The sequence below is a fragment of the Massiliimicrobium timonense genome, from assembly GCF_002160865.1.
Taxonomy (GTDB): Bacteria; Bacillota_I; Bacilli_A; order Erysipelotrichales; family Coprobacillaceae; genus Allocoprobacillus.
In genome coordinates this window covers 19543-39729 of sequence record NZ_NFLJ01000017.1, presented here as the reverse complement: position 1 = coordinate 39729, position 20187 = coordinate 19543, and the positions used below count along the sequence as shown (strand labels likewise).

Genomic DNA, 20187 nt, shown 5'->3' with positions numbered 1-20187 from the left:
TTTATTGTCCTCCTCTATTGTCAATAAGAGTTGCCCCATATGTAAGTCCTGCACCAAAGCCAACTAAAATCACACGACCATTGGCTGGTATTTTTCCTTCTCTTTGTGCCATTGCATAAGCAATCGGAATACTAGCCGCTGAAGTATTTCCAAACTCTTGAAGATTCATGTAAAATTTAGAAAGATCAACTTTCATTTTTTTAGCGACATGACTAATAATACGATAATTGGCTTGATGTGGAATCACTAAGTCAATATCATCCATTGTAAGATGTGATTGTTCCAAAACATTTTCAATAGATTCTTTTAAGACTCTCACAGCAAATCTAAACACATCGTTTCCTTTCATATTTAAATAATGTGTTGTAGCTTCGTTGTTTTGTAAATCTTTCACTAATGGTAAGCCTTGAGCCTTTAACACATCTTCTACATCACCTTCACTATTGGCATAATGATAAAGTTTTGTTTGACCACGACCGAGAACCATTGCTCCTGCACCATCCCCAAATAAGACACAAGTTGAACGGTCATTCCAGTCAATCATCTTACTGATTGTTTCACTGCCAATCACCAGAATATGCTGATATCTATTCAATAAATCACTGGCAATCTGAAACGCATATAAAAATCCACTACATGCCCCATTAATATCAAACGCAAAAACAGGACAATCATTTAATCCAAGTTTTGCCTGTACAAGACAAGCTGTTGAAGGTGTCATACAATCCGGTGTCATTGTCGCAACAATAATCACTTCAATATCTTCTTTTTGGATTTTAGCATCTTCAATCGCCTGTAAACTGGCTTGACAAGCCAAATCACTTGTATTTTCAGTTTCACTCACATAACGTGATGAAATCCCTGTTCTTTGAACAATCCATTCATCACTTGTATCGACTCTTTTTTCTAAATCCTGATTAGATATTTTCTTTTGAGCTCTGACAAACCCTGTTCCTAAGATTTCAATTGAACTCATGACATCACTCCCATTTTACGAAATTTCTGATAACGTTTTTCTAACAATTCTTTTTCTTTTGTATGCATTAAAATATCTAATTCTTTTTGTAAGTACTGATCTATATTATCTAAAACAAGTTTTAAATCATTTTGCATACCACCAGTAGGTTCTTTGACTAAATAATCCACAATCCCTTTTTCATATAAATCATAAGATGTGAGTTTCATGACTTCAGCTGCTTCTTGTACACGACTATCATCTTTCCATAAAATACTTGCAAAACCTTCTGGTGATAACACTGAATAAATGGCATTTTCTAACATACAAATACGATCGGCCACACTCAAAGCTAAAGCCCCTCCGCTTCCTCCTTCAGATAACACCACACAAATGACAGGTGTTTTGATATCAGAGAAAACATACAAACATTCAGCAATAGCTTGTGCCTGTCCCCTTTCTTCAGCTTCAATACCCGGATAAGCTCCAGCTGTGTCCACAAAAGTAATAATGGGACGATGAAACTTTTCTGCCTGTCTGGCAAGTCTTAAGGCCTTACGATAACCTTCTGGATTACACATTCCAAAATGTCGATCTAAGTTTTCCTGTAAAGTTTTCCCCTTAGCCTGAGCAATCACTGTCACCGGCATTGAATGAAAATAACCAATTCCCCCAATAATCGCCTGATCATCTCCAAAACGTCTATCCCCATGAAGTTCATAAAAATGATCAAACAATCCTTCAATAAAATCACTAGCTTTTGGTCGTGATGGATGTCTGGCGATAGACACACGATCCCAAGCCGTTAAATTCTGATATGTTTCTTTAGTCAAATGATCTATCTGTAAAGATAATTCATCAAATTCTTTTTGATCTTGAGTCATAGCTCTTTTGGCTTGTAACTCTTTTATTTTATTTTCATTATCTATGAGGCTCATAATTTTCCTCCATGTAACTTTAATAAATCTGAAATAACATTTTTTAAATCATGTCTTTGAACAATCATATCAATAAAACCTTTTTCAAGTAAAAATTCAGCTGTTTGAAAACCTTCTGGTAATTCTTGTTTAATGGTATCTTGAATGACACGTTTTCCAGCAAATCCAATCATGGCTTGTGGTTCAGCAATAATAATATCACCTAACATCGCAAAACTAGCACTGACACCACCCGTTGTTGGATGCGTCAATAAAGCAATATATAATCCACCTTGATTGGAAAAGCGTTTTAAAGCTGCACTAATCTTAGCCATCTGCATTAAAGAATCAATTCCTTCCTGCATTCTGGCTCCTCCACTTGTACAGCTAATGACTAAAGGAAGTTTTTTACGTGTTGCTAATTCAACAGCTTTGCAGATTTTTTCGCCCACAACTTTTCCCATGCTTCCCATCATAAAACGAGAATCCATGACACATAAAACAAGACGATTTTGGTTGATTTTGCCAATCCCACAAATAACTGCTTCATTCATTCCTGTTGACATTTGTGCCTTTTTTAATTTAGCATCATAACCCGGAAAGTTTTCTATATTTTCTGTATGATCTTTTTCAAAATATTCACGCCATGAACCATCATCAATCAAATCACGAATACGTTGTCTGGCACTAATTTTCATATGATAACCACATTTAGGACATACATAATCATTTTCAATAAGAGAAAAATAAGGAATTGACTCATGACAATGATCACATTGTTTAAAAATATTTTCTGGAATTTCTTTTTTTTCTTTGACCTTATGTCTTTTGAGCCATGATGAGAATTCTTTCAATTCTTCATTTCGCTTTTTAAACAATTGATCCATTATCTTTCAACTCCTTTATAAATGTTTCACAAAAACTTGTATCATATCTTCCTTCAATAAATTCTTTAGAATGAAGAACATAGTAATGAAATTTTGTATTGGTTGAAATGCCATCAATAATGACTTCACTTAAAGCTGCACGCATCTTTTTAATACATTCTAGTCGTGTCGGTGCAAATGTAATGAGTTTTAAAATCATAGAATCATAATAAGGTGAAATTTCACATCCACTATACATCGCACTATCAACACGTACACCACGTCCACCCGGCAAATGCATAAAAGTTATTTTTCCAGGTGTTGGAGCAAAATCACGATTCATATCTTCGGCATTAATACGACACTCTAAAGCATAACCATTTTGATGAATATCTTCTTGGCGATAAGGAAGCTTTAATCCTTCTGCGACTTTTAACTGTAATTTAATCAAATCAACACCACAAATCATCTCTGTAATAGGATGTTCTACCTGAATACGTGTATTCATTTCCATAAAATAATAATTTCCATGTTTATCTAATAAAAACTCTATCGTTCCCACACTGTTATAACCTACATGACGACAAGCTTTTAAAGCATCTTCAAATAAATGTTGACGAACATCTTTCTTTAAAATATGACATGGTGCTTCTTCAATCATCTTTTGATGACGTCTTTGAAATGAACAATCTCTTTCATATAAATGAATCACATTTCCATGTTGATCTCCAATGACCTGCACTTCAATATGTTTTGGATTTTCAATCAATTTTTCTAAATAGACATCATCATCTCCAAAACAGGCTTTGGCTTCTGCTTTTGCATTTGTGTATTGTGTTTCAAATTCTTCTTCATTACAAACAACACGCATACCACGTCCACCACCACCATTACTTGCCTTAATCATCACTGGATAACCAATACGACTGGCAATGTCTTTTCCTTGTTCAACAGTTTCCACAACTTCTTTAGAACCCGGAATAACGGGAACGCCAGCTTCTTTCATCATTTTTCTGGCTGCTGACTTATTTCCCAGCATATCAATAATATCTGGTGAAGGCCCAACCCAAATGAGTCCACACTGAATAACCAATCTGGCAAACTGACTGTTTTCACTTAAAAAACCAAATCCCGGATGAATAGCATCACATCCTGTATTACATGCTGCCTGAATAATGGCATTCATATTCAAATAAGAATCATTAGCTAAAGGTCCTCCAATACATACGGATTCATCTGCCAGTTGCACATGTAAAGATTGTCTATCAGCCGTTGAATAAACTGCGACTGTCTGTATTCCCATTTCTTTACATGTACGAATAATCCTTACAGCAATTTCACCACGATTAGCGATTAATAATTTTTCAATCATACAATCACCTTACCCTATCATCATTAAAGTCTGATCATATTCAACAGTTTCACCATCTTGAACTTCAATAGATAAAACTTTACCAGAAACAGTTGCTTTAATTTCATTCATGACTTTCATTGCTTCAATAATACAAATTGTATCTCCTTCTTGAATCGTATCTCCTACTTTAACATAAGGTTCTTTTCCAGCACCACTTGATTGATAATATGTTCCAACAATTGGACTTTTTATAGGTGTTCCTGTTTTTTCTTCAGTTTTTTCTTCTTGAACAGATTGTCCCACAACTGGTGCCACAACCTGTTTAACTTCAACATCTTTTTCTAATGTGATATGCAAATCACCATCAGTTAAATCCATCTTAGATATTTGGCTTTCTTCAAACATCTGCATAATTGATTTAATTTTTTCAGTATCCATATCCATTCCTCCTTAGAAAAATAAGCTAAGTGAAACCTTAGCTTATTGTTTAGATTCAATTAATTTCACAATATCTTCTACAGTTACTAATGCAGCTAATTCTTCATCAGAAATTTCAACATCAAATTCTGTTTCTAAATCTAAAGATAATTCAACAGCTGCTAAAGAATCAATTTCTAAATCTTCTTTTAATCTTGATTCTGGTGTAATTCCTTCTCCATCAATATTTAAAGATTCTACTAATGCGTCTTTAACTTGTTCAAACATGATATGTCCTCCTATGTTTTACTTAAAATTTTTTATATTCTTACTTCAAATTTTTGAAGTAATGTTACTATACACCTCTTTTTTTGATTTGTAAATAGATTTTCATTAATTTATTTAAAAAATTTTATATAAATTTTTAAAAGTATCTAAAAAATAAAAATAACTCACTCAAAATGAGTAAGTTATTCATGACTTGATTCAAATTGTGATTGATACAATTCGGCATAGAATCCATTTTTTGCAAGTAATGACTCATGGTTTCCTAATTCTACAATATCGCCATCTTTCATGACAATAATCGTATTAGCATCCTTAATCGTAGAAAGTCGATGAGCAATAATAAAGCTTGTTCTTCCTTCCATCAATTTATCCATACCTCTTTGTATCAATACTTCTGTTCTTGTATCAACAGATGAAGTTGCTTCATCTAAAATCAAGATTTTAGGATTCGCAAGAAAAGCTCTGGCTATAGTTAATAATTGTTTTTGTCCCTGTGAAATATTATTAGATTCTTCATTAATGATTGTATCATAACCATCTTCTAAAGTATTAATAAAATGATCAGCATATGCCAATCGACAGGCTTCATACATTTCTTCATCTGTTGCATCTAATTTTCCATACTTTAAGTTTTCACGAATCGTTCCACCAAATAACCATGTATCTTGTAAAACCATACCAAACAAACTTCTTAAATCACTTCTGGCAAATTGTGTAATATCTTTTCCATCAATTAAGATATGCCCACCATTCAATTCATAAAAACGCATTAACAATTTGACAATCGTTGTTTTCCCCGCACCTGTTGGTCCAACAATTGCAACACTTTGTCCAGCATGAACATGCATAGAAAAGTCGTGAATGATTGTTTTTTCTGGCGTATAGCCAAATTGAACATGGTTGAATGTAACACTTCCTTGCATGTTATGGACTTGGTCACTAGTGACCAAAGCATGTTCTTCTTCCATCTCTGGTTCATCTAAAAATTCAAACACACGTTCTGCAGCAGCTGCAGTCGATTGTAATTGATTCATAATTTGAGCAAGTTGAGTAATCGGTTGGTTAAATTGACGCACATATTGAATAAATGCCTGAATATCCCCAATCGAAATCATTTGTCCACTAGCTAAAAATCCACCTAACAAACACACACCCACATAACCAATATTTCCAACAAATGTTGTAAGTGGTTGCATCAAGCCAGAAAAGAACTGTGATTTCCATGCAGAGTTATATAAATCATCATTATAGTCTTCAAAACGTGCGACCGAATCTTCTTCGCCATTAAATGCTTTGACCACTTGATGAGCACCATACATTTCTTCAATGTGACCATTCACATTTCCTAAACTTGTTTGTTGTGAAATAAAGTACTTTTGTGTTCTTTTCATGATTTTAGTCATTAAAAACATTGAAATAGGTAACACACATAACGCTAATAATGTCATTGGAATACTGATTGTCAGCATCATGATTAAAATTCCAATCACTGTAACGGAAGATGTCACCACCTGTGTTAAACTCTGATTCAATGATTGCGCAATCAAATCAACATCATTGGTTACACGTGATAAGGTATCCCCACTCGAATGTGTATCAAAATAACTCAATGGCAAACGATCCATTTTTTCTGAAATTTCTTTTCTAAAATCATAAGCAACTTTTTGAGATATACCTGAAGTTAAAAATCCTTGAATATAATTTAGTAAAGCACTGAACAAATAAATACAGACAAGGAAAATAAGAATTTGAAAGATTGCATCAAAATCAATACCACCTGTATGTGAAACCTTAGCCATTATTCCTTCACTTAATTTATCTGTTGCCTGAGCCAATACTTTCGGTCCAAAAATAGAAAAGATTGTTGATCCTGCAGCAAATATAAAGATAAATATAAATTTCACATAATAGGGACGTAAATGTGCAAATAATTTTTGAATCGTTCCCTTAAAGTCCTTAGCTTTTTCATTAGACATCTGTCTACCACCCATGTGTCCTCTAGGCATTGGCTAATTCCTCCTTTGAAAGTTGTGAATAAGCAATCTCCTGATAAACTTGACAAGATTTCATCAATTTTTCATGAGTTCCTTTTCCAACAATTTTTCCATCATCTAAAACAATAATCTGATCAGCATCCATAATAGAAGCTATTCTTTGTCCAACAATCAATACAGTATTATGATTCTTTTCCATTAACTGATTTAATTCTTTTCTTAAAATCGCATCTGTCTTAAAGTCCAATGCTGAAAAACTATCATCAAAAATCAAAATCTCTGGATTTTTTGCAAGAGCTCTTGCAATTGCTAAACGTTGTTTTTGTCCACCAGAAACATTTGTTCCACCTTGTGAAATAGCTTCATCTAAACCATCCGGTTTGGCATCCACAAACTCTTTTGCCTGTGCTACACGAATCACTTCATTCAATTCTTCATCAGTGGCATCATGAGCCCCATATTGTAAGTTAGAACGAATCGTTCCAGAGAATAAAACACCTTTTTGTGGAACAACACCTATACGTTCTCTTAAATCATGTTGCTTCACATCTTTAACATTGACACCATCCACAATGACTTCACCAGCACTCACATCATAGAAACGTGGAATCAAATTTATTAAGGTACTCTTTCCAGAACCTGTCGAACCAATAAACGCTGTTGTTTGTCCCGGTTTTGCTGTAAAAGTAATATGACTTAAAACAGGTTCATGAGCACCCGAATATTGGAAAGACACATCTTTAAATTCCACAACCCCTTGTTGTTTTGGATCAAAATCAACAGGTTGTTGTGGATCTTGAATGGTTAATTCTGTTGATAAAACTTCATAAACACGATCAGCAGCTACACTGGCACGAGGAATCATAATAAATATCATCGCAATAAACAAGAATGACATAATAATCTGCATAGCATATTGAATAAAAGCCATCATTTCTCCAATCGCAATATGTCCTAAATCTAATTGTTGTGAACCAACCCAAACAACCAGAACAGTTGCAAAGTTCATAATAAACATCATGATTGGCATTAATGTAGCCATCGCACGATTGACAAATAAGTTGACTGTTGTTAAATCATTATTGGCCTTATCGAAACGTTCTTCACTATGTTTTTCATTACCAAAAGCTCTAATCACAAGAACACCTGTTAAATTTTCACGCATAGTTAAGTTTAATCTGTCAATTAATGATTGAATAATTTTAAATTTTGGTAAAACAACTTTCATCAAAATCACAATGACAAGTGTAATGACAAATAAAATCATCAAAATAATCCATGTCATAGATGATGAATGGGTAAAAGCTTTAATTAATGCTCCAACACCCATCATAGGTGCAAATAAAACAATACGAAGCAACATAATCATCAACATTTGGACTTGTGTAATATCGTTTGTTGTACGTGTGATGAGTGATGCTGTTGAAAATTTATTAAATTCACTATTAGAAAAACTTTCGACTTTCTTAAAAACAGCACGCCTTAAATCTCTGGCAAACCCTGCCCCTACTCGTGAAGAAAGGAACGCTGATGCCATTGCAGCTAACGAACCAAGTAAAGCAATACCTAACATCTTCAATCCAGACATAAAGATATACTCTGTCTGCATTTGATCAACATCTGCTCCTAGTGCCATATACTCATTTTTGACACCATTTCCAGCCGCAACCAACATCGTTGATTCACCCATTGTTTCAATTTGAGCATCAATTTTTGCTGTCATTTGACTTTTGGCCTGTTCATCCATCATTGAAAAAACCTGATAAATATCCATACCTTCTGGTACATTTTGAAATAATTGTTGATATTCTTTTGAATTAGGGTCCATTGAATCAATGGCTGAAACCATAAGCATTGGCTTTATCAATGCATTTTCCAGCTTTTGATTCTGTTCTTGAGTCATACTGTTATGAACATAAGCATCTTGCAAATGTGGAAACTCTTTTTTGATATCATCAGATAAATCTTTATATGAAACATACGTATAGCTTGATTCAATGATATCTTTTTGCTTTTCATCTGCAAAAATCAAGAGATGTTCAAAAGTATCTTGACTATAAACTTCACCTATTGATGTATCAAATCCACCAGCTTGTATCCCATTTGTCACTATATCACTCATATAGTCTGGTAATGCCAATTCTGATTGTGATTGAATAAAAACAAAACCAATACACAAAATAATTGGCAGCCAAAACTTATAGGCAAATTTACGTAACTTAGTCACTCAATCTCCTCCTTTAAATTCCTTTTTATTTTTTTGACAACTTTTAAAACAGATTGATAATCTTCATCAGTTAAATCTTTACAAACAACTTGATGAACATAATGAAAATCTCTTTTCATTTCTTCAATGACTGCTTTACCTTGAGAAGACAAAACAATATAATAATGTCTTTTATCATCTTCATTTAATTTCCTTTCAATAAACCCCATATCAACCAATCTTTTGATTCTTACTGAAAGTGTTGCCTCAGTAATACGAAGTTTTTGGGCAATCTCCTTTTGATTCATTTGTGCATGAGAAATCAAAAAAATGAGTTTGAGTTGTTCCATTGTTAAATGATGACATTTTTGAGATGTTAATTTTTGAATCATTTTATGAATCTCTCTCATTTCTTCCATCATTTCACTAAAACATTGATATTCCATACTTTCCCTCCTATTACTTAGTGCACTAATCATTATACTTAGTCGACTAATTAATGTCAATATAAAAAGTGAATCTCATAATTCAATTAAATAAACAAAAAGGACAAAAAATAAAATTTTTATCCCTTATTCACGGACTTGTCCATTTCCATATATTTTATATTGATAAGATGTCATTTCCTGTAAGCCTAATGGTCCTCTAGCATGTAGCTTTTGGGTACTAATTCCTAGTTCTGCTCCAAAGCCAAATTCACCACCATCACTAAAACGAGTTGAGGCATTATGATAAACACAGGCTGAATCCACATGACTCAAGAAATAGTCTGCTGTTTGGATATTTTCTGTAATAATAGCTTCTGAATGTTTCGTTGAATATTGAGCAATGTGTCCCACAGCTTCTTTGACATCTTGAACAACTTTGATTGCGACAATATAATCATCATATTCTGTTGCATAATCCTCTCTTGTCACCTGTTGACAAGGAATATATTTTTGAACACTTTGGTCCCCTCGTATTTCTACACAGTTTTGAAACTGCTCATATAATAATGGTAAATATTTAGCTGCAATATCTTGATGAACAAGAATTGTTTCGATCGCATTACAAACAGATGGTCTTTGAATTTTCGCATTCACACTAATATCTATTGCTTTTTCCATATCTGCTTCTTTGTCGATATATAAATGACAATTTCCTGCTCCTGTTTCAATCACTGGAACTGTTGCATTTTGCACAACATGTTGAATCAATCCTGCTCCTCCACGTGGAACCACAACATCCACATAACCATAGGCACGAATCAATTCATCAACCATTTCACGTCCACCATAATCTATCAATTGAACAGATGTTACAGGAAGTAAATCTTGCAAAGCTTTTTGCATGTAATACACAAGTATACGATTAGAATGAATGGCCTCTTTACCACCCTTTAACAAGCAGACATTTCCAGATTTGATACATAAACAGGCAATATCAATAGTAACATTAGGTCGTGCTTCATAAACAATACCAAAGACACCAATTGGAATACGGACTTGTTGAATCAACAATCCATTAGGTCGTTTGATTTCTCTTACAATTTCTCCAACAGGATCTTTTAAATGAATTAACTTTAAAACATCATCACAAATACTCAAAATACGTTCTTCATTTAAGAATAAACGATCCATCATTGCTTTTGACATCCCTGTTTTTTTCGCATTTTCAATGTCTTTTTGGTTTTCTACGATAATATCAGGAATATGCTCTTTTAATGTTTTCGCAATATTTTGCAAAGCCTTATTTTTGTTATCTGTTGATACATTCATCATTTGACGCTGAGCCTGTCTGGCTTGAACCAATTGTTCCAGAAGATTTTTATTCATTGGATTTTCCTCCTAATATAACCATATTATTCGCATGAATAATTTCATCATAATCATAATTTCCCAAAATCTTTTTCATTTCAAAACTTTGATGTCCTTTGACCAACATAATTTCCAAACTTGAATATTGAACAATCCCTTTTGCAATGACTTGCTCATCTTGATCTACAATATCCACAACCTGTCCTGATAAAAACGATCCTTTGACATCCATAATCCCTGAAGGCAATAAACTTTTATGTTCCTTTAGTGCCTGTTTAGCTCCCTTATCAACAATAATTTTTCCTTTAGAATGACTACGATAAGTCAACCAGTGATCTCTTGCATTTAAATTCTTTCCACTTTGTCCATTAAACCATGTTCCTTCTTCATGTTCATCAAAAATATGCAAAAGAGCATTTTGTTTTTGACCACTGACAATGACCATATCTTTTCCATAGTCATTGACAATCTTAGCTGCTTTGATTTTGGTTGCCATACCCCCAGTTCCTAACTTTGATGAAGATCCTGATGCCATCTTTTCAATTCTTTCATCAATTCTTTCTACATATTTTAAAAGTTGCGCTTGAGGATTGACATGAGGATTATCTGTATAAAGTCCATCAATATCACTAACTAAAATAAGCAAATCCGCATCAATCACAGGAACCAGCAAAGCTGAAAGTGTATCATTATCCCCAACCTTAATTTCTTCTACAGCCAAAGCATCATTTTCATTGACAATAGGTATCACGCCATAATCAATCAAAGCATTCATAGTATGAGAAAGATTCATCAAACGTTGACGATCATCAAAATCCCCATGATTCAGTAAAACTTGTGCACATTTCAAATGAAAAAGTTGAAAGATTTCTTCATAAATTTGCATAAGTTTTGCCTGTCCAATGGCTGCAAGTGCCTGTTTTTGAGGCAATGTTTCTGGCTTACATGAAAGTTCCATAGCACCCATCCCTGCACTAATCGCCCCTGAAGAAACAATGACAACTGTTTTTCCTTGTTCAATAAATTGTGCTATCTGCATAACAAAATATAATACTTTCTGTTGATCAATATAACCATTTGAATGACACAATGAGGAAGATCCTATTTTAATAATAACTCGTTTTATATTTTCAATTTTTCTCATGATATTCTTCACTCATTTCTTTATAAAATAAATATTTGGCAATTTCAAATCTCCCTTTGAAGACCTCAATATATAAAAACAATGATGTAATCATACAAAACAACATCAAAATTTCATTTAAACGACCAATCCATAAAACAACACATCCTGTCACAATCCAATATAAAGCATGTCTAAACATATAAAAACAATAAAGACAAACAAATGAAAAGAGTTTTTTCTTCATTAAACGCATGGAATAACTTAAACATTCACTCCAAGAAAATTCTTCTAATTCCATCACATAAGGCACTGGCATAAATAATGCTGTCAAAAAAAGATAAACTAGGATACATAGTATAATATTTCCTACTAAAAATGTATTTTCCATAATCAATGATAAGTATTGAAATTTAGGAATAAAATATTCTGTTTGAATCAGCGTATTGCCTAATGATGAAAACCATTCTATTGAAAATTCAGGTATTAAACTTTGAATGGTAAAAAAAGAAGGAAGCAAACAGATAAGTGTGCACACAACAAGTACTGCTTTTCTCATTAAATAAGCAGGAGCTACTTTTGGAAAACAGATGATTCCATTCAGTGAATCATGATAATCCAATACCGGTTTAGGAAAATCAACTAACTTCATTGCACATTTCACATAGCCATGACTAATAGAGCATAAAAACAGTGATACAAAAAAAGAAAAGATACCACTTCTTAAATATTGAGCCAAGACACCAACATAACCCACGTAAAAAAATTCAGGTATAATCTGTTTTCGATATTGTATATAAATTTTATTTGCATGATTTTTAATGTCTTTGATATTCACGATTTCAGCCCCTCTTTGTTTTTACTATTATACACAACTTATTCTTAAAAGTAAAAGGCAAACAATTTTCAAGATATAAAAACCTGATTCCTTCAAGAATCAGGTCAAACTTCCTCAAAATCAACCACTTACTTCTTTATTAACAAAACGATAAATATCCTCAAGAGTAGCTCCTTCCAGGAGAAGATCAAGAATTTTTTCATACTGTTCAACTAATAAATCATCCAAAAAAGCTATTTCAACTTCAGAAAATCTCTTTTGAAATAATTTCAATACAGAATATTTTAAACCTTCTTGTTTTCCTTCTCTCAAACCTTCTTGTTTCCCTTGTCTTAAGCCTTCTTCACGTACTCTCTGAATTCTTGCATGCCTTGCCCATTTGTTTAAGTCGCGATGAAATGCCATATCCTGTAAAATCATATCTTCATTAAACTTTTCCATAATTGCCATCTCCATTTAAATTTACAATATGAACTTCTTTTTTAATCACTCATGATTGACTATTGCAACAGCACGATAAATATCCTCAAGAGTAGCTCCTTCCAGGAGAAGATCAAGAATTTTTTCATACTGTTCAGCTGATAAATCATCCAGAAAAGCTGTTTCAACTTCAGAAAATCTTTTTTGAAATAATTTCAATACAGAATATTTTAAACCTTCTTGTTTTCCTTCTCTTAAACCTTCTTGTTTCCCCTCTCTTAAACCTTCTTGCTTCCCTTCTCTTAAACTTTCTTCACGTACTCTCTGAATTCTTGCATGACTTGCCCATTTGTTTAAGTCACGATGAAATGCCATATCCTGTAAAATCATATCTTCATTAAACTTTTCAACTTTCTTTTCCATGATCTTCACCACCTTTTTACCTGTTTTTATTATATCATCATCCAACCCATTTTTAAATATATAGATAGCTGTTTCCAGTTCATCAAAGTTACCTATTTGTTTTTCTTTTTTCAAAATGTTTATGTACGGTAAATATATATAAATTCTCGTTATTAAACAATATCTTTCTACTTTACCCAAATCATTTCTCGTCATATACTTATCTATTAACATCAAATTATCAGTATCTAAATCATCAATGAAAATCAATTGAAACACAGGGTGAATATGTTCAATATAATCATCACCTCTTTTTTGTTGTTCAGAAAGCAATTTCGCACCATAGATTTGAAATCTTTGATATTGTTCTCTATCTAATGATGAATTTTGCATTTCTACATCACAAATTTCACCATTTTCATTTATGACTCTAATATCAAGAATCATATCCTTATCTTCTACATGCTGGGGATTCAATTCAGGATTTTGAACCTTTAAAGAATGACATTCAATACCTGCAATATTTTCAATAATCAGCTTTAAAAGATACAAACAATCGGGATCTTGGTCATCTCTTAAAGTAAATTTAAACAAAACATCATTTTTAAAATCTACAATTTTTGTTCTTCTTTTTTTCATAAAATATGCCCTCCTACTTTTCTATACGAAAGTTTGAGGGCATTTTTCTTTTTTTACTGTTATTTCACATAATATCACATATTATGACATTTCTTGAAACTGTGCATTATAGAGCTGACTGTAAAAACCATTCTTTTCTAATAATTCTTCATGTGTTCCCTGTTCAACAAGATAACCATCTTTAATAACAAGTATCAAGTCAGCATTCTTGATTGTTGATAAACGATGCGCTATAACAAAATTTGTACGTCCTTTCATGACTCTTTGCATAGCATCCTGTAATCTCTTTTCTAATCGTGTATCCACAGAAGATGTTGCTTCATCCAAAATCATAATCTGAGGGTCTTTCAACATAGCTCTGGCAATTGTTAATAATTGCTTTTCACCTTGTGAAATATTATTGGCTTCTTCATTGACAATCATATCATACCCATCTGGTAATGTACGAATAAAATGATCAACATTAGCCTGTCTAGCTGCCTCAATGACTTCATCTTTTCTTGCATCTAAACGTCCATAATGAATATTTTCATAGATACTTCCATGAAACAACCATGTATCTTGTAAAACCATACCAAACATAGAACGTAATTGTTCACGTGGAATTTGTCTAATGTCTACACCATCTATACAAATACTTCCAGAAGTCACATCATAAAAACGTAACAATAGACTAATCAAAGTTGTTTTTCCTGAACCGGTTGGACCAACAATTGCAACCATTTGACCACTTTGAATATTCACATCAATATCATGAAGAACTTCTTTTTCATGATAACCAAAACATAGATGTTTAAATTCAACATGGCCTTTTGCATTTGTTAAAACTCGTGGGTTTTCAACTGGTTTTTCTTCAGATTCATTTAAAATATCTGATATTCTATGTAAAGCTGCAAAAGCTGCTTGAATTTGAGAAGATAAATTGCTTACTTGAGAAACCGGATCATTGACCTGCCAGATATAACGAACAAAAGCCTGTAATTCACCAACTAGTAGTGTTCCATTTAAAACAGAAAGACTTCCTATAAAGCCGATTGTTCCAATAATCATATAAGTCACAAGTGAAACACATGGTGAAATAATGGATGACATAAACTGTGCCTGAAAAGCATTATGATAAAGTGTCTGGTTAATATTCTTAAACTTTTCAATAGCATCTTTTTGTTTATTAAAAAGTAAAATTTCACGATATCCACCATAGATTTCAGTAATTGCACCATTTAAGTTTCCTAATGCATCCTGTTGTGCCTGAAACTTTTTTTGTGAACGTTTCACAATAAATCGTGTAATCAGTAAAGCAGCAGGAATAATCAGCAAAACAATACATGTCATCAAGACATGAATACGAAACATCATGAAAATAGCCAACATTAACATTAAAAGACCTCTCATCATTTCTGTTAATGTCTGCTGTAAAGCATTGGACAATGTATCAACATCATTTGTAATACGACTTAATATGTCCCCATATTGGTGCTGATCAAAATAGCTGACTGGTAACTTTCTGATCTTTTCCTGCAAAGCATTTCTTAAATCATGCATCATCTTTTGAATTGAATTTGTTAATGTAACAATCGTTATGGACTGTGATACAGTTTTTAATAAATAAATGCCTAACAACATCACAATAATTTCCATGACACGATCATATTCAACATGTGCACCAGGAATATGATGTAACATATCCATAGCATTTTCCATTAACAATGATGTCATCATACCTTCAATCATTGGAGAAATAGATAATGAAAAACATGTCACAACAATCATTAATAAAGCAATCACAAATCCCCATTTATAAGGCAAGAAAAAAGGAGCCATCTGTTGTAAAGAGTTTTTTAATACCTGCCATTTTTTATTCATAATCTAACTCCTCCTCACTGAGCTGAGATGAAGCAATCTCATGATATATAGGACAATTCTTTAAAAGGTCTCGATGCTTTCCATGTCCAACAATACGTCCTTCATCTAAGACAATAATTTGATCAGCATCTTTAATCGTTGAAATTCTTTGAGCAACAATCAAAACAATAGAATGTTTTGTTTCATCTTTCAAAGCATGTCTTAAAATCGCATCTGTTTTATAATCCAAAGCTGAAAAAGAATCATCAAAAATATAAATTTCTGGTTTTCTAATCAACGCTCTGGCAATGCTTAAACGCTGTCTTTGTCCTCCTGATACATTCGTCGCACTTTCTGTAATCATTTCATCAAAACCTAGAGGTTTTTCCATAATAAAATCATAGCTTTGTGAAACTTTAGCAGCGTGTTCCAATTCTTCTAAAGTTGCATCAACTTTTCCATATCTGAGATTTTCTGCAATGGTACCCGTAAACAACATCGCCTTTTGAGGAATAAAACCAATTTTATTTCTTAAATCATCAATACGATAATCTTGAATATCAACACCATCAATTTCAATTTTCCCATTGCTGACATCATAAAAACGTGGAATCAAATTAATTAATGTACTCTTACCAGAACCTGTACTTCCAATAAAGGCAATTGTTTCTCCCTCAGTCGCTTCAAAAGAGATATTTTTTAAAACAGCTTCCTCACCATCAGGATAGGCAAAAGTGACATTTTGAAATGATAAATGATGTTTATTAACTCTAGACATCTTTGTTTGTGTCACATGATCTTGAATATCACATTTGGTAGATAAAACATCATTAATACGTCTTGCAGAAACGGCTGCACGAGGATACATGACAAAGACATTACAAAATAGCATCATAGAAAACATAGCATGAAAAAGATATTCCTGAAAGGCGATCAGTTTTCCTACCTGTAAAGTTCCAGCATCAATCATATGACTGGCTACATAAAAAATAACCAATGTCACTAAATTCAAGAAAAAATAAAAGACAGGTTGTGTTAAAAGCATTAATTTAAAGATTTTTCTTGTATAACCCGTAAATTCTTCATTTGTCTTATTAAAACGAGCTTGTTCATAAGCATCATTATTAAAAGCTCTAATCACCTTTAACCCTGAAAGATTTTCTCTTGTAATACGATTTAATACATCCAATGATAATTGTTGTTTTTGTGATAAAGGCTCAGAAACCTTTGCGATAATAATAACCCCTACAACAATCACCGGTAATGTCGCTGCAATAATAAGAGATAATTCAAGTGATGTACGCATTGTCATAAAAACACTAATAATGACCATAACTGGTGTCAATAAAGCTGTTCTTAATAAGACATTTACAAATAATTGAATTTGAAAAGCATCATTGTTTGTTCGTGTAATTAATGATGAAATACCAAAACGGTTAAATTCATGGGGTGAAAATGTTTGAATGTGTGTAAAAATATCGTTACGCATATCTCTTGTAATAGAAGTAGAAATTCTCGCACAACAATAACCTAGCACAATCGTTCCAGCTACCCCAATCACCGAAATCACAATAGCTAAAAACCACATCGAATAAAGATAACTTTCATTTTGATAAGTCACCCCATGATCAATCATATCTGCAATAATTGTTGGTAGACCTAGTTCAACTAGTGCAAAACCAAAAACAGATACAATATTTAATAATACTAATTTTTTATATCTTTTCAGATAATGTAATATTAGCTTCATATAGGTCCTCCCTTCATACAGTATAAATCTTATTATACACTAAATTTTGACAAGCGTATAGACATGTTAAATAAAAAGAATATCCTAATCAGATATTCTTAAACGCTACAAATTATCATTTTCACAACTAAATGGAGCGTCTTTTAGACGTATAAAATAACCTTGATCATGTAAACAGACAGGGCATTGCTGAGGTGCCTGTGTTCCTTCAAAAACAAAACCACAATTTAAGCATATCCAGCAACAAGGTTGTTGAGATGCATAAAGCTGTCCGTTTTCCAAGAGTGTTGCCATCTTTTCAAAACGACGACCATGTGTTTTTTCAATTTCAGCAATATTGAAAAAATCCTGTGCAATCTTATGAAAACCCTCTTCTCTGGCAATTGTACCAAAATGTGGATAGACATCTTCATATTCTTCATATTCATTATATCTGGCACTCTTTAAAAGTGATAAGACATCATCATAGGTATCCACCGGATAACTCCCATCAACCATAATACTTTTTCCTGTCAGCTCTTTTAAATGGTTATAAAAAATCTCAGCATGTTCTTTTTCCTGATTAGCTGTAAAATAGAAAACATCTGCCAGCATATGATGTCCTTTTTTGGCTGCTATAGCACCTGCAAATGTATAACGATTTCTCGCCTGTGATTCACCTGCAAAAGCACGCATTAAATTATCTTTTGTTTGACTATTTTGAAAATCCATATTCTCACCTCGTTAAGAGTATGGACTTATTTTTAAAAATCATTCGTCTTTTTTAAAGAGAATGATTTTTCTTTTGAATAAATTGAATCAAAATATCTGATAACTTGATCATCAAAAAAGCCATCAGCACCATCCATAAAACCCATGCAAAAATACTTGTCATATCAATCTGAACTCTTGCTAAATATAATTGTTTCCCTATTCCATATTGTGTAGACACAAAGATTTCTGTCATCACTCCAACTTTTAAACCTAACGGTAATGTTGTTTGAATAGCTGAAAGTATATAGCCTTGAATCAAAGGTAAATAGGCATAACGTAAATTATAAAGAAAAGAATGATGATAGAGTTGAATAATATCCTGCAAATCTGAATCAATATGTAACATTCCTTGTAATGTATTGAAATAGAAGGTAGGTACCAGCATCAAAAAAATAATAATCAACAAGGCTATGTGACTGGAAAACCAGACAAGTAATATTAAAATATATCCAATTTGTGGAATCGTTTGAAAAAATGTCATCAGTGGTTGTATATATTGACGAAAGTCTGAAAAAAGACCACTCAGGATTCCTAAAAATACACCTATACTCAAAGCCAAAAAGAAACCGATCATCACCCGTATGATTGTAGATATGACCGCAATATAAAAACTCTGTTGAAACAAATGTGCAACCATTTGCTGTAAAACATCACCGGGATAAGGCAAGATGACTTCTTTTTGAATCATTCCAGAAGCCATCTGCCATAAAACCAAAATAGCAAAAATAAGAATCAGTTTTCTTTTCATGATAAAATCATATCTGAATCATAAGTGATGTTGAAAAGCTGAAGAAATTGTTTGATATCATCTTCACATTGACTAGCCTCTACATAATGAACATTTTGACGTTCTATCGAAGCAACAGTCATATCTACACTTGGTAGTCCTAACTGCTCAATACCAATATTTTCTAGTTTTTCTTTTAAATCTGGATAACCATTTTCAGTAAAATGTGCAATAGATTCAAATAGATCATCATTTTGATAATCTTCCCTTACAAACATGGCTGCCTGTGGATAACCAGACCCACCATATTCTTTTTGTAAATCCGCCACAATGGACAAATCCACATTGGATTGTTTCGCTTTAGCAATCGTTGCACTGGCAAGTGGTTCTGCAAGCATACCGACATCTACCTGCCCAGATAATAATCTTTGTTGAACGAGTGTTGCTGAAGAATAATAATGCGGTTCAAGACGTATAGACAAATCAACAGTTTCTATAATCTTTTGAGGAACAGCCCCTTCACCAAACAAAGCCAGTTCACCTGTTTCATTCAAAGCATCCTGTGATGTTCCAACAAGGTAAAGATTTCCCCATGTTAAAATACTTTTTAAACGATATGATGTCTGATTTTTTGCGATCAGTTGGGCACCAATATTAATAGGTGCAATGATAATATCATACTCACTATCGGCTTTTGATAGCTGAGCAATCAGCTGATCTGTCCCATCAACGAATTGAATTTCACCATTTTTACTAATGTTATCATATTCTCCAACTAAAGCTAATGCAGGAGCACCCGTTGGACATAAAATACGCACAGTTTCTTCTTTTTGACACCCCATGAGAAGACCCATCATCAAACAACATAAACCTATTTGTATAAACTTCTTCATAAAAACC

General features: G+C 32.9%; 19 protein-coding genes. All 19 read right to left on the bottom strand.

Annotation, left to right across the window (positions count from 1 at the left end):
* Position 1: 1 nt before the first annotated feature.
* The 19 genes from B5E75_RS07040 to B5E75_RS06950 all read right to left on the bottom strand — a co-directional run bounded on the left by B5E75_RS07040 (position 2) and on the right by B5E75_RS06950 (position 20180).
* Complete coding sequence (locus tag B5E75_RS07040; RefSeq protein ID WP_087358055.1) at positions 2-976, bottom strand: beta-ketoacyl-ACP synthase III; 975 nt, start codon at positions 974-976, stop codon at positions 2-4.
* Positions 973-1893 (bottom strand): acetyl-CoA carboxylase carboxyltransferase subunit alpha, encoded by a 921-nt coding sequence (locus B5E75_RS07035; RefSeq protein WP_087358054.1) that lies wholly within the window; start codon positions 1891-1893, stop codon positions 973-975. The genes B5E75_RS07040 and B5E75_RS07035 overlap by 4 nt, the downstream gene beginning before the upstream one ends.
* The gene (gene accD / locus B5E75_RS07030) at positions 1890-2759 is read right to left on the bottom strand and encodes an acetyl-CoA carboxylase, carboxyltransferase subunit beta (RefSeq protein WP_087358053.1); all 870 of its coding nucleotides are present in this window, start codon (positions 2757-2759) and stop codon (positions 1890-1892) included. The genes B5E75_RS07035 and accD overlap by 4 nt, the downstream gene beginning before the upstream one ends.
* Entirely contained in the window at positions 2743-4110 is a 1368-nt protein-coding gene (gene accC, locus B5E75_RS07025) for an acetyl-CoA carboxylase biotin carboxylase subunit (protein WP_087358052.1), read from the bottom strand. The genes accD and accC overlap by 17 nt, the downstream gene beginning before the upstream one ends.
* Positions 4111-4119: 9 nt before the next feature.
* Positions 4120-4530, bottom strand: coding sequence for an acetyl-CoA carboxylase biotin carboxyl carrier protein (locus B5E75_RS07020; RefSeq protein WP_087358051.1), 411 nt, complete (start codon positions 4528-4530; stop codon positions 4120-4122).
* 42 nt (positions 4531-4572) lie between these two features.
* Positions 4573-4797 carry an acyl carrier protein gene (locus B5E75_RS07015; protein ID WP_087358050.1) on the bottom strand — a complete coding sequence of 75 codons (225 nt, stop codon included), beginning with the start codon at positions 4795-4797 and terminating at the stop codon, positions 4573-4575.
* 182 nt (positions 4798-4979) lie between these two features.
* Positions 4980-6803: an ABC transporter ATP-binding protein gene (locus B5E75_RS07010; RefSeq protein ID WP_087358049.1), complete on the bottom strand. Its 1824-nt coding sequence runs from the start codon at positions 6801-6803 to the stop codon at positions 4980-4982.
* A complete protein-coding gene (locus B5E75_RS07005) occupies positions 6796-9018 on the bottom strand; it encodes an ABC transporter ATP-binding protein (RefSeq protein ID WP_087358048.1) in 2223 nt (740 codons plus the stop codon). The genes B5E75_RS07010 and B5E75_RS07005 overlap by 8 nt, the downstream gene beginning before the upstream one ends.
* A complete protein-coding gene (locus tag B5E75_RS07000) occupies positions 9015-9443 on the bottom strand; it encodes a MarR family winged helix-turn-helix transcriptional regulator (protein WP_087358047.1) in 429 nt (142 codons plus the stop codon). The genes B5E75_RS07005 and B5E75_RS07000 overlap by 4 nt, the downstream gene beginning before the upstream one ends.
* 126 nt (positions 9444-9569) lie before the next feature.
* Complete coding sequence (locus B5E75_RS06995; RefSeq protein ID WP_087358046.1) at positions 9570-10811, bottom strand: glutamate-5-semialdehyde dehydrogenase; 1242 nt, start codon at positions 10809-10811, stop codon at positions 9570-9572.
* Complete coding sequence (gene proB / locus B5E75_RS06990; RefSeq protein WP_087358045.1) at positions 10804-11937, bottom strand: glutamate 5-kinase; 1134 nt, start codon at positions 11935-11937, stop codon at positions 10804-10806. Before proB ends, B5E75_RS06995 begins: the two co-directional genes overlap by 8 nt.
* Entirely contained in the window at positions 11924-12754 is an 831-nt protein-coding gene (locus B5E75_RS06985; protein WP_087358044.1) for a hypothetical protein, read from the bottom strand. The genes proB and B5E75_RS06985 overlap by 14 nt, the downstream gene beginning before the upstream one ends.
* Positions 12755-12874: 120 nt before the next feature.
* On the bottom strand, positions 12875-13195 hold the full coding sequence (locus B5E75_RS06980) for an RpnC/YadD family protein (RefSeq protein WP_087358043.1): 321 nt from the start codon (positions 13193-13195) through the stop codon (positions 12875-12877).
* Between the two features lie 45 nt (positions 13196-13240).
* Positions 13241-14215, bottom strand: a complete 975-nt coding sequence (locus B5E75_RS06975) for an Rpn family recombination-promoting nuclease/putative transposase (protein WP_087358042.1) — start codon at positions 14213-14215, stop codon at positions 13241-13243.
* 81 nt (positions 14216-14296) lie between these two features.
* On the bottom strand, positions 14297-16078 hold the full coding sequence (locus B5E75_RS06970; RefSeq protein ID WP_087358041.1) for an ABC transporter ATP-binding protein: 1782 nt from the start codon (positions 16076-16078) through the stop codon (positions 14297-14299).
* On the bottom strand, positions 16071-17807 hold the full coding sequence (locus tag B5E75_RS06965) for an ABC transporter ATP-binding protein (protein WP_087358040.1): 1737 nt from the start codon (positions 17805-17807) through the stop codon (positions 16071-16073). The genes B5E75_RS06970 and B5E75_RS06965 overlap by 8 nt, the downstream gene beginning before the upstream one ends.
* A 105-nt stretch (positions 17808-17912) precedes the next feature.
* Positions 17913-18518: a rubrerythrin gene (gene rbr / locus B5E75_RS06960; RefSeq protein ID WP_087358039.1), complete on the bottom strand. Its 606-nt coding sequence runs from the start codon at positions 18516-18518 to the stop codon at positions 17913-17915.
* A gap of 52 nt (positions 18519-18570) precedes the next feature.
* Entirely contained in the window at positions 18571-19308 is a 738-nt protein-coding gene (locus B5E75_RS06955) for an ABC transporter permease (RefSeq protein ID WP_087358038.1), read from the bottom strand.
* A complete protein-coding gene (locus B5E75_RS06950) occupies positions 19305-20180 on the bottom strand; it encodes a hypothetical protein (RefSeq protein ID WP_087358037.1) in 876 nt (291 codons plus the stop codon). The genes B5E75_RS06955 and B5E75_RS06950 overlap by 4 nt, the downstream gene beginning before the upstream one ends.
* Positions 20181-20187: the final 7 nt, after the last annotated feature.